Origin of the sequence: uncultured Nevskia sp., from assembly GCF_903885465.1 — a bacterium.
Taxonomy (GTDB): Bacteria; Pseudomonadota; Gammaproteobacteria; order Nevskiales; family Nevskiaceae; genus Nevskia.
This window is the reverse complement of sequence record NZ_CAISIQ010000335.1, coordinates 1-10,815: the sequence shown is the minus strand read 5'-3', so window position 1 is coordinate 10,815 and position 10,815 is coordinate 1. Positions and strand designations below refer to the sequence as shown.

General features: G+C 64.7%; 7 protein-coding genes. 6 read left to right on the top strand and 1 reads right to left on the bottom strand.

The genetic code is table 11. The features are described from left to right. Positions 1 to 1,404, bottom strand: a 1,404-nt coding sequence (locus tag QZY06_RS13135; protein ID WP_295685134.1) for a TonB-dependent receptor plug domain-containing protein, incomplete at its 3' end; no start/stop codon positions are given. A gap of 630 nt (positions 1,405 to 2,034) precedes the next feature. On the opposite strand from QZY06_RS13135, the gene xdhA reads away from it, so the two are divergent. Genes xdhA through QZY06_RS13105 form a run of 6 tightly spaced genes read left to right on the top strand, consistent with a single transcriptional unit; the run spans position 2,035 to position 10,731 of the window. Further along, positions 2,035 to 3,549: a xanthine dehydrogenase small subunit gene (xdhA, locus tag QZY06_RS13130; RefSeq protein WP_295685131.1), complete on the top strand. Its 1,515-nt coding sequence runs from the start codon at positions 2,035 to 2,037 to the stop codon at positions 3,547 to 3,549. Then, positions 3,546 to 5,867: a xanthine dehydrogenase molybdopterin binding subunit gene (gene xdhB, locus QZY06_RS13125; protein WP_295685128.1), complete on the top strand. Its 2,322-nt coding sequence runs from the start codon at positions 3,546 to 3,548 to the stop codon at positions 5,865 to 5,867. Before xdhA ends, xdhB begins: the two co-directional genes overlap by 4 nt. Continuing rightward, the gene (gene xdhC / locus QZY06_RS13120; RefSeq protein WP_295685126.1) at positions 5,864 to 7,108 is read left to right on the top strand and encodes a xanthine dehydrogenase accessory protein XdhC; all 1,245 of its coding nucleotides are present in this window, start codon (positions 5,864 to 5,866) and stop codon (positions 7,106 to 7,108) included. The genes xdhB and xdhC overlap by 4 nt, the downstream gene beginning before the upstream one ends. Then, complete coding sequence (locus QZY06_RS13115; RefSeq protein ID WP_295685123.1) at positions 7,105 to 8,697, top strand: ABC transporter ATP-binding protein; 1,593 nt, start codon at positions 7,105 to 7,107, stop codon at positions 8,695 to 8,697. Before xdhC ends, QZY06_RS13115 begins: the two co-directional genes overlap by 4 nt. After that, positions 8,684 to 9,808 (top strand): ABC transporter permease, encoded by a 1,125-nt coding sequence (locus QZY06_RS13110; RefSeq protein ID WP_295685121.1) that lies wholly within the window; start codon positions 8,684 to 8,686, stop codon positions 9,806 to 9,808. The genes QZY06_RS13115 and QZY06_RS13110 overlap by 14 nt, the downstream gene beginning before the upstream one ends. Then, positions 9,805 to 10,731 carry an ABC transporter permease gene (locus QZY06_RS13105; protein ID WP_295685119.1) on the top strand — a complete coding sequence of 309 codons (927 nt, stop codon included), beginning with the start codon at positions 9,805 to 9,807 and terminating at the stop codon, positions 10,729 to 10,731. The genes QZY06_RS13110 and QZY06_RS13105 overlap by 4 nt, the downstream gene beginning before the upstream one ends. The last annotated feature ends 84 nt before the right edge of the window (positions 10,732 to 10,815 follow it).

The window sequence follows — 10,815 nt, the reverse complement described above, 5'->3', positions numbered from 1 at the left end:
GTCGCGGCGATCGAAGTATTCGAACGCGAAGTTGTCACCGTGCTCGAAGTCCTGATAGCGCAGCGATGCACCGAGCTGGTACGCGGCCTTGATGTAGTCATTGCCGGCCCAGGTGTACGAGAAGTTCAGCTGATCCTCGATCGCATAGGTATCGGCGAACTGCGAAAAGCCGTAGACGTTCTCATTGACGTTGTCGAGCGACTCGTAGAAGGTCTTGTTGACCACCTTGAAGTCATCGCTGAAGTCATGGATGAAGTCGAAATACAAGGTGATCACCTTGCTGTCGAGACGGTCATCCTTCTGGGTCAACGTCTGGGAGCCCTTGAGCTTGGTCGTGCCCGGATTCAGCAGCGCCATGTTCGGATGCGCAGCCAGATCGGCATTCACGGTTTCCGCCGTCTGTGAATTGACGTTGCCGAAAGCGGCATTCGGATTGGTGCTGCCGAACGGATAGAAGATGGCCAGATCGCCCGCAGCGGATTCGGCTGCCGACAGCAGACCATCGCCATTGCTGTCCAGCGACTTCGGACTGCCGGTGATGTAGGTGCCGTGGTTGATCAGGTCCTGGGTCAGGCGATTCCAGCCGGCCACCTGGTTGCCGCGGTAGTCCTGATACATGCCGCCGAATTCGATGCGCGACTTTTCGGTCAGCTGGGCGTCGAGCGCCGCCTGGTAGATGTTCTGATCGGTGCCGGAGTTGTCGTAGTACGAACCCGAGCTTTCGCCTTCGGCATACAGGTAATAGCCGAACTTCTTGCCAGCCACGTCGCCGGGGCCGCCGACTTCGCCGTGGATCACGTTCTTGTCGAAGCTGCCGCGCGTCACGCCCACTTCACCAGCGGTGCGCGAGGCATCGGTCTTGTCCTGGGCGCGCTCGGACTTCGGCACGAAGTTCAGATAGCCGCCAACCTTGGACGGACCAAAGATCGGCGACGCCGGGCCGCGGACGATATCGATGCGGTCGCTGGCGCCGATCGGCGTCGGGTAGTTGCCCGGATTGTCGATACGGCGCACGCCACGGAAGTAGGTTTCGCCCGGGGTGCCGCGCAGATCGAGCGAGCCGGCCACGCCGAAGAACGACTGGGTGAACGAACCGGGGCTCAACACGACGAGATCGTCGATGTTGTTGATGTTCAGCTTGTCCAGCGTTTCCTTGCTGATCGAGGTGATCGAACGGGGCGTGTCCTTGATGCTCTTGTCGAAGCCGAAGACCGAATCGACCTTCTCGGTGTTCAGGATGTTGACCGCGCGGTTGACGCCGCGGACGTCGACCTGCTTCAGCTGGGTGGCGCCCGACTCGCTCGTCGTGGTCGTTTCCGCAGCCGGTGCCGGCGTTTCCTCGGCGGTTTGCGCCATGGCCAGGCCCGCAGCCCCCAGATTGCCGCTCAGCATGATCAGACTCACCGCGCGCAGCCTGCGCGCCGATTTCCTACGCTTCATAAACCTACTCCCCTGGAAAGAAATGATTCGGTGAACAGGTGGTTCACCCAAAGCCCCGGTTGCCGTGCGGCGACGCGCCCCTCACGCGTTTGGCAAATTGCATACATTCCAGAAAAGCAATTGCAACGAGCATGCCATCGCCGACGCTATCTGTTCGATCGGACGCCTTTCGTCGCGTCCCGTCATGGCAGCGATTACTCGTTCGGAGATCGTCCCATTCGCTTGCTTCAGTTGATTTAGCGCGCGCAATCAGGCTTTTGGCGGCATGTCTGCATGTATTCTTCGGCAGCAATGAACCCCGAAAACTGCATACAAAATGATTGAAGATTGTCGACTTCAATATTCGAGAATCGGCGGGACTGGCATGAGCCTTGCGCTTCCCAGCCTCATCAAGGATTCATCGGGCCGCTTTCAGGTCCGCTCTCGCATGTCGAAGACCATGGTCAAACCGGAGGTCAGCATTTCGTACAGGGCCGCTTTGGCGGCAGGGGTGGCTGTGCCTTCCGCCCTGCCCCTCAGTTGCTCTTGGGGATTCTCTTGGCAAGATGGATGCCGGCCGGCGTTCGGCCAGCCATTTCCAGCGGAATCCGCTTCATGCCGATAGCTTCAGACCACAGCGTTCGCTTCGCCCTCGACGGCCGTGTGGTCAGCGTCGACGTGGCCGAGCCGACGACGACGGTGCTCGAATACCTGCGCGAGCAAGCCGGCCGCACCGGCACCAAGGAAGGCTGTGCCGAAGGCGACTGCGGGGCCTGCACGGTGGTGCTTGGCGAGTTGAACAGCAGCGGCGGCATCGACTACCGCGCCGTCAATTCCTGCATCCGCTTCCTGGCGACCATCGACGGCAAGGAACTGGTCACTGTCGAAAGTCTTCAGCAGGGCGCTGCGCTGCACCCGGTGCAGCAGGCGATGGTCGATTGCCACGGCTCGCAGTGCGGTTTCTGCACGCCGGGCTTCGTGATGTCGCTGTTCGCGCTCTATCAACAGCAGGCGCAGCACCCCAAGGAGCACCAATTTGGGGATCAGACCGCACCAGCGCGCACCGAAGTGATCGACACGCTGTCCGGCAATCTCTGCCGCTGCACCGGCTACCGGCCGATCATCGACGCCGGCTGCCGCATGAGCGCCTACCCGACGCCGGCGCGCTGGAGCCGCGACGACGGCCAGTCATCAAGCCGCGTCACGACCCTCGCCAGCCTGCAACGCGAGACTGCCCTGACCCTGCCCGGCTTCCAGGCGCCCCGCTCCCTGGCCGCGTTCGCGGCGGCTTATCAGGCAGCGCCGGATTCGCTGATCCTCGCCGGCGGCACCGACATCGGCCTCTGGGTCACCAAGCATCTGCGCGAGCTGCCGCCGATTCTGTATGTCGGCGAAGTCGTCGAACTGCAGCAACTTGTGGTCAGCGACGACGGCATCGAGATCGGCGCTGCCGTCTCGCTGACTGCCGCCTGGGCGGCGATCGTCGAGCAGATTCCGCAGCTGGCCGAACTGGCCCAGCGCTTTGCCTCGCCCCCGGTGCGCAACTCCGGCACCTTGTGCGGCAACCTCGCCAATGGCTCGCCGATCGGCGATGCGATGCCGGCGTTGATCGCGCTCGGTGCCGATATCGATTTGCGCTGCGGCGATGCTGTGCGCCGGCTGCCGCTGGAGAACTTCTATCTCGGCTATCAGAAGAAGGACTTGCAGCCGGGCGAGTTCCTCACCTCCGTACGCATCCCGAAGCCGGCACCGGGCCTGATCTTCGAAAGCTACAAGCTGTCGAAGCGCATCGACCAGGACATCTCGGCAGTCTGCGCCGCATTCGCGATCACGCTGACTGGTGACACCATCAGCAGCGCGCGCATCGCTTTCGGCGGCATGGCAGCGACGCCGATGCGTGCGCCGGCCACCGAAGCCGCGCTGATCGGCCAGCCGTTCACCGCGGCAACGATCGCCACAGCCGCCGCCAAGCTTGCCGATGACTACACCCCGCTCAGCGACATGCGCGCCAGCAGCGCCTACCGCCTGCAGACAGCAATGAATCTGCTGAAGCGCTTCCATCTCCAGCATTCGGGCAGCGGCACCCTGCTGCGTACCGATCAGGCCCAAGCCGTCGAGGCAGCCTTATGAAAGCCGATCCGATCGGCTTCGACGCAACGACGGTCGGCCAGTCCGTGCGGCACGAAAGCGCGCACCTGCATGTCAGCGGTCAGGCGCTGTACGCCGATGACATCGGCCTGCCGGCGAACACGCTGCATGCCGCGTTCGGCACCAGCCGCATCGCCCACGGCCGCATCGTCAAACTGGACCTCAGTCGCGTGCTCGCCGCACCGGGCGTCGTCGCCGTCGCGCTGCCCGGCGATATTCCCGGCCACAACAATTACGGCGGGATCGTCCACGACGATCCGATCTTTGCCGAAGGCCTCGTGCAGCACGTCGGCCAACCGCTGTTCGCGGTCGCCGCCACCAGCTATCGCGCGGCACGCAAGGCGGCCTTGCTGGCGGACATCGAATACGAGGAGCTGCCGGCGATCCTCGATATCCGCAGCGCGCTGGCCGCGCAGAGCTATGTGATTCCGAGCCAGCGGTTGGTCTGCGGCGAGCCGGCAGTGCAGCTTGCGCAGTCGCCGCTACGGCTCAAGGGCTCGGTGACTATCGGCGGGCAGGACCACTTCTATCTCGAAGGCCAGATCGCCATCGCGCTACCTTCGGAGGCCGGCGCGATGCTGATTCACTGCTCGACTCAGCATCCGACCGAGATCCAGCATCTCGTCGCGCTGGCACTGGGGCGTCACTCCTACGATGTGACCGTGCAATGCCGACGCATGGGCGGCGGCTTCGGCGGCAAGGAAAGCCAGCCGGCGCTACTCGCGGCAGCGGCGGCCATCCTCGCGGTCAAGACCGGCCGCCCGGTGAAGCTGCGGCTTGACCGCGATGCCGACATGATCATGACCGGCAAGCGCCACGACTTCGTTGCCGACTACGACGTCGGCTACGACAGCAGCGGCCGGATCCTGGCCTTGTCGGTGATGCTGGCTTCGCGCTGCGGCTACTCGGCCGATCTGTCCGGCCCGGTCAACGACCGTGCGATCTGCCATCTCGACAACGCCTATTTCATCGAGCACCTCGACGTGCTGTCGCATCGCTGCAAGACCCACACGGTGTCGAACACCGCGTTTCGTGGCTTCGGCGGTCCGCAGGGAATGATGGTGATCGAAGCCATCGTCGACGACATCGCGCGGACCTTGAGACTAGATCCGCTCGATGTCCGGCGGCTGAATTTCTACGGCATCGGCGAGCGTGATTTCACGCCCTATGGCCAGCAGGTTGAAGACAACGTGCTGCCGCCGATCGCCGATCAGCTGGAAGCCAGCAGCGACTACCGCGCCCGGCGCATGGCGATTGCCGAATGGAACGCCGCAAACCCGATCATCAAGCGCGGCATCGCGCTGACGCCGGTGAAGTTCGGTATCTCGTTCAACGCGACGATCTTCAATCAGGCCGGCGCGCTGCTGCATGTCTATCGCGACGGCAGCGTGCTGCTGAACCATGGCGGCACCGAGATGGGTCAGGGCCTGTTCACCAAGATCGCGCAGATCGTCGCCGTCGAGTTCGGCCTGCCACTGGCTGCGATCCGCGTTTCTGCGACCGATACCAGCAAGGTGCCGAACACCTCTGCGACGGCCGCGTCCAGCGGCTCCGATCTCAACGGCAAGGCTGCGCAAGCCGCGGCCCAGACAATCCGCGAGCGGCTGGTGGTACTGGCCTGCGCCGAGTACGCGGTAACGACGGAGCAAGTGCGCTTTGCCGACGGCAAGGTGCAGATCGGCGATCAGTCCTTGAGCTTCGCGGAGCTGGTCGAAAAGGCTTATCTCGCACGCATCTCGCTGTCCGCCACCGGCTATTACAAGACGCCGAAGATCTACTGGGACAAGAACCTGCTGCGTGGCCGGCCGTTCTTCTATTTCTCGTACGGCGCGGCAGTCGCCGAAGTCGCCATCGACACGCTGACCGGCGAAACCTCGCTGCTCCGCGTCGACATCCTGCATGACGTCGGCACCTCGCTGAACCCGGCGATCGACATCGGCCAGATCGAAGGCGGCTTCCTGCAAGGTGCTGGCTGGCTGATCAGCGAAGAGCTGAGCTGGAACACAAAGGGCGAGCTGAAAACGCATGCGCCCTCGACCTACAAGATCCCGACCGCACGCGACTGGCCGGCGCGGTTCAAGGTCGCGCTGCTCGAACAGGAACCGAACCGCGAAGACACGATCCATCGCTCGAAAGCCGTGGGCGAACCGCCGCTGATGCTGGCGATCTCGGTGCTGCATGCGATCCGCGATGCCTGCGCGGCTTGCGGGCCGGTTGGAGCGCTACCCGATCTGCCGTCACCAGCGACACCGGAAGCGGTGCTTCGCGCGATTGCCAGCGTGTCCGGTAATCCAGCATGAGCGCCGCGATGCAGGCGCAGCCACTGTCGACCGCCAGCAACGGCCGCTGGCTCGCGCCGCTGAACCACTGGCCACGCGCCGTGCTTGCCGCCTTGCAGCGCGAAGCCGCCGTGGTGCGCGTGCTGGTTGCCAGCGCGCGTGGCTCGGCGCCGCGCGAAGCCGGCGCCTGCATGCTGGTCGGCCGCGACGGACTCCGCGGCACGATCGGCGGCGGCTATCTCGAATGGGAAGCGCAGCGGGCGGCGCTGGCGATGCTGACCTCTGTCGACGCGCCAGCGGTGCAGGTTCGCAAGCTGATTCTCGGGGCCGAGCTGGGGCAGTGTTGCGGGGGGGTGGTCGAGCTTTGGCTGGAGCGTTTCACGGCGATGGACGAAGCTGTGTTGCGGCAGGCGGCCACCCCGAATTGTTACTGGCGATCGAGCGTGAAGCCTGATGGACAAGTTGAACGCGACGTGACTCGCTATCCCCTCTCCCCCCGAGAGAGGGGCAGTGGTGAGGGACCGTCTCCGCAGAAACGAGCTCACTCCGAAGTCGCGCGCAGCCCCTCATCCCCAACCCTTCTTCCGAGTAGCGAAGGGAGACCCGCTCTCCAGCTCATCCGCAGCGATGACGGCAACTGCACCCTGCTCGAAGATCTCGGCGGCAACACCCTGCCCGTCCATCTCTACGGTGCCGGCCATGTCGGCCAGGCGCTGGTGCCGGTGCTCGCCGGGCTGCCTTATGCAGTGCGCTGGATCGATGCACGGGCCGAGCTGTTGCCGGCCGATGTGCCCGACAACGTCACGCCGCTATGCACCGCGTTCCCGCTGCAGACCTTGCGCGAAGCCGCGCCCGGCACGCACTACATCGTCATGACGCATGACCACGCGCTGGACTACGCGCTGTGCCGGGCGATACTCGAACGGGGCGATGCCGCGTTTGTTGGCGTCATCGGCTCGCACAGCAAGGGCGCGCGCTTCCGCTCGCGGCTGGCGCGCGATGGCTTGAGTGCAGCGCAGATTGCGCCGCTGGTCTGTCCGATCGGCATCGCCGGCATTCCTTCCAAGCTGCCTGCGGCGATTGCCGTCGGCATCGCGGCGCAGCTGTTGCAGCTGACGACGGAGATCCGAGCCGAGCTGAAGACGCCCCTACTTGAAACGCCGCTGCATCCGGTGGAGACCTGCTCTGTCGATGGCTGCAAAGCCTGCCCGCAGGCCGAGCGCACGGCCAGGCATCTTGCCAAGGACGCGTCCCTTCAATGACTACTGACGCTGCCCTGCCGCCACGCCTGCAGCTGCGCGGCATCACCAAGCGCTATCCGGCCGTGCTCGCCAACGACCATATCGATCTGACCGTCGGCGTCGGCGAGATTCACGCGCTGCTCGGCGAGAACGGTGCCGGCAAGAGCACCTTGATGAAGATCGTCTACGGCGTCACCCGGCCGGACGAAGGCATCATCGTCTGGGAAGGAAAAGCGGTGTCCATCGCCAGCCCGGCCGAGGCCAGGAGGCTCGGCATCGGCATGGTCTTCCAGCACTTCTCGCTGTTCGAGACGCTGACCGTTGCCGAGAACATCGCGCTGGCGATGGACGAGAAGATCAAGCCTGCGCTGCTGGCACCGCGCATCCGTGAAGTCTCGGAAAAATACGGTCTGCCGGTTGATCCGAATCGTTTGACCCACAGCATGTCGGTCGGCGAGCGGCAAAGGGTCGAGATCGTCCGCTGCCTGCTGCAGTCGCCGCGTCTGCTGATCATGGACGAGCCGACCTCGGTGCTGACGCCGCAATCGGTGCTGAAGCTGTTCGAGACCTTGCGGCGTCTGGCCAGTGAAGGCGTCAGCATTCTCTACATCAGCCACAAGCTCGACGAGATTCGCGCGCTCTGCGACACCGCCACCGTGTTGCGCGGCGGCCGGCTCAGCGGCACGGCGGTGCCGCGCGATGAATCGAATGCCAGCCTGGCGCGGCTGATGGTCGGCAGCGATCTGACCGCCTGCCAGCTACAGCCGCGTGAGCCGGGCGAGATCGAACTGGAGCTGACCAATCTCAGCCTGACGACGCGCGATCCTTTCGGCACCCGGCTTCAGGATTTGAATCTGCGCGTTCGCGGCGGCGAGATCGTCGGCATCGCCGGCGTCTCCGGCAACGGCCAGAAGGAACTGCTGGCGGCGCTGTCCGGTGAAACCCTGGTCGGCGAAATCAACCGCAGCCATGCCGGCATGATCCGCCTCTGCGGACAGCCGGCGGGCCTGCTGAATCCCGCACAGCGACGCGGACTCGGGCTTGGCTTTGTTCCCGAGGAACGCCTCGGTCGCGGTGCGGTACCCGCGATGACCTTAGCGGAAAACGCGCTGCTGACCGGTGCCAGCGGCGGCAGCAGCACCGGCATGCTCCGCTACGGGATGGTGCAGCAGAAGGCCGCGCGCGCATTTGCCAAGGCAACCATCGAGCAGTTCAAGGTCAAGTGCGGTGGTGAGTCCTCGATCGCCAGCAGCTTGTCCGGCGGCAATCTGCAGAAGTTCATCGTCGGCCGCGAGACGCGGCTCAAGCCGAAAGTCATGGTCGTCGCCCAGCCCACCTGGGGTGTCGATGTCGGCGCCGCGCTGCTGATCCGCCAGGCCTTGATCGATCTGCGCGATCAGGGCGTGGCGCTGCTGGTGATCTCCGAAGAACTCGATGAGCTGTTCATGATCTGCGACCGCATTGCCGTCATCAATCAGGGCCGGCTGTCGCCGACGATGCCGTCTGCCGAGCTGACGATCGAGCAGATCGGCGTGCTGATGTCTGCCACATCAATGGCAGGGCATGCCGATGAGACTGTGACCGGGGAGCCCGTCGATGTCGCTGCCTAGCCAGTTGCTGCAGACCCTCTGGCCGTTCCGCCTGGAGAAGCGGCCGGAGCCGTCTTCGACGATGCGGCTGGCCTCGCCGCTGATCGCAGCGACGGCAATGGCGCTGACTGGCCTGATCGTGTTCCTGATCCTCGGCAAGGATCCAGTGACCGCGTTCCAGGTGTTCTTCCTGAAGCCTTTGTCGACTACCTACGATCTCGGCGAACTGGCGCTGAAGGCCACACCTTTGATGCTCTGCGCGCTCGGCCTGGCGCTGGGCTTTCGCGCCAACGTCTGGAACATCGGCGCCGAAGGCCAGCTGACCCTGGGCGCGATTGCCGGTAGCGGTATCGCGCTGTTCTGGGGCGAAGCGCTGGGCTCATTCGCGCTGCCGGTGATGATGATCGCCGGTGCGCTGGGCGGCATGGCCTGGGCGGCGATTCCGGCGTTCCTGCGCACCCGTTTCCACACCAATGAAATCCTGGTCAGCCTGATGCTGGTCTACATCGCCCAGCAGCTGCTCGGTTACCTCGTGCATGGGCCCTGGCGCGATCCGGACGGCAACAACTTTCCGCAGTCGAAAGTGTTCGTCGAGAACGCGATCCTGCCGATGCTCGTTGAAGGCACGCGGGTGACGGCCGCGTTCATCGTCGCCCTGCTGCTGGCGGTGGCGTCCTGGGTGTTCTCGACCAAGACCTTCGCCGGCTACCGCATGCTGGTGGCCGGGCTGGCGCCGCAGGCCGCGGCCTACGCCGGCTTCAGCGAGCGCCGCAACATCTGGCTGGCGCTGCTGATCGGCGGCGGCATGGCCGGCCTCGCCGGCATCAGCGAAGTGGCCGGGCCGATCGGCCTGCTGCAGCCGGTGGTCTCGCCGGGCTATGGCTTCGCGGCGATCATCGTCGCCTTCGTCGGCCGCCTGCATCCCTTCGGCATCGTGCTGGCCTCGCTGCTGATGTCGCTGCTCTATCTCGGTGGTGAAGCGGCGCAGATCGATCTGCAACTGCCGTCGTCGATCACCGGCCTGTTCCAGGGCAGCCTGCTGTTCTATCTGCTGGCGGCCGATCTGTTCATCACGTTCCGGCTGCGGCGCATCCGTCGCGAGTCGCGTGCGGTTGCGGGTGTGGCGTCATGAACTTCGAGCATCTGATTCCGATCTTCGTCAGCACCGTGGTCGCGGCCACGCCGCTGATCTATGCCGCGCTCGGCGAACTGGTGACCGAGCGCGCCGGCGTGCTGAACCTTGGCGTCGAAGGGATGATGCTGGTCGGTGCAGTCGCCGCATTTGCGGCCGGCATTGCCACCGGCAGCCTGGTGCTGGCCTTCCTCGCCGGCATGCTCGCAGCAACGGCCGTCTCGCTGCTGTTCGCGTTCCTGACCCTGAGCCTGCAGACCAATCAGGTGGCGACCGGGCTGGCGCTGACCCTGTTCGGCGTCGGCCTGTCGGCATTTATCGGCCGCGGCTACTCCGGCATGCCGATCGAGCGAGTGCCGCGGCTCGACATCCCCGGCATCAGCGATCTGCCGGTGATCGGCCCGCTGCTGCTCAACTATGACGCGCTGGTCTATCTGTCGATCGCGTTGTACTTCGCCCTGTCCTGGTTCCTGAACCACAGCCGGGCCGGCCTGCGGCTGCGGGCCACCGGCGAATCGCCGACCGTTGCCCATGCCATCGGCGAGCCGGTGATCGTGATCCGCTATCTGGCGGTGATGTTTGGCGGCGCGATGTCCGGCATCGCTGGCGCTTATCTGTCGACGGCGCTGACACCGATGTGGGTTGAAGGCATGAGCGCCGGCCGCGGCTGGATCGCGCTGGCGCTGGTCGTGTTCGCCACCTGGAAGCCGTTGCGGGTGATGCTCGGCGCCTATCTGTTCGGCGGCGTGACGGTGATGCAGCTCTACGCGCAGGGCTTCGGTGTCGACGTGCCCAGCGAGTTCCTGAGCATGCTTCCGTACGCGGCAACGATCGTCGTGCTGGTGATCATCTGCCGCGATCCGAAGACCATCCTGCTGAACCAGCCGGCTTCGCTGGGCAAGAGTTTTCATCCCGATGCTTGAGTCCGCCATGATCAATTGGGGTATCGACTGGCTGAGCCTGCTCGGCCGCTGGCTGCATCTGATCACCGGCATCGCCTGGATCGG

Bases quoted from the DNA above. Each gene is read 5' to 3' on its own strand.
- QZY06_RS13105 (WP_295685119.1), top strand. From the start codon at position 9,805: ATGAACTTCGAGCATCTGATTCCGATCTTCGTCAGCACCGTGGTCGCG.
- QZY06_RS13115 (WP_295685123.1), top strand. From the start codon at position 7,105: ATGACTACTGACGCTGCCCTGCCGCCACGCCTGCAGCTGCGCGGCATC.
- QZY06_RS13110 (WP_295685121.1), top strand. From the start codon at position 8,684: ATGTCGCTGCCTAGCCAGTTGCTGCAGACCCTCTGGCCGTTCCGCCTG.
- xdhB (WP_295685128.1), top strand. From the start codon at position 3,546: ATGAAAGCCGATCCGATCGGCTTCGACGCAACGACGGTCGGCCAGTCC.
- xdhA (WP_295685131.1), top strand. From the start codon at position 2,035: ATGCCGATAGCTTCAGACCACAGCGTTCGCTTCGCCCTCGACGGCCGT.
- xdhC (WP_295685126.1), top strand. From the start codon at position 5,864: ATGAGCGCCGCGATGCAGGCGCAGCCACTGTCGACCGCCAGCAACGGC.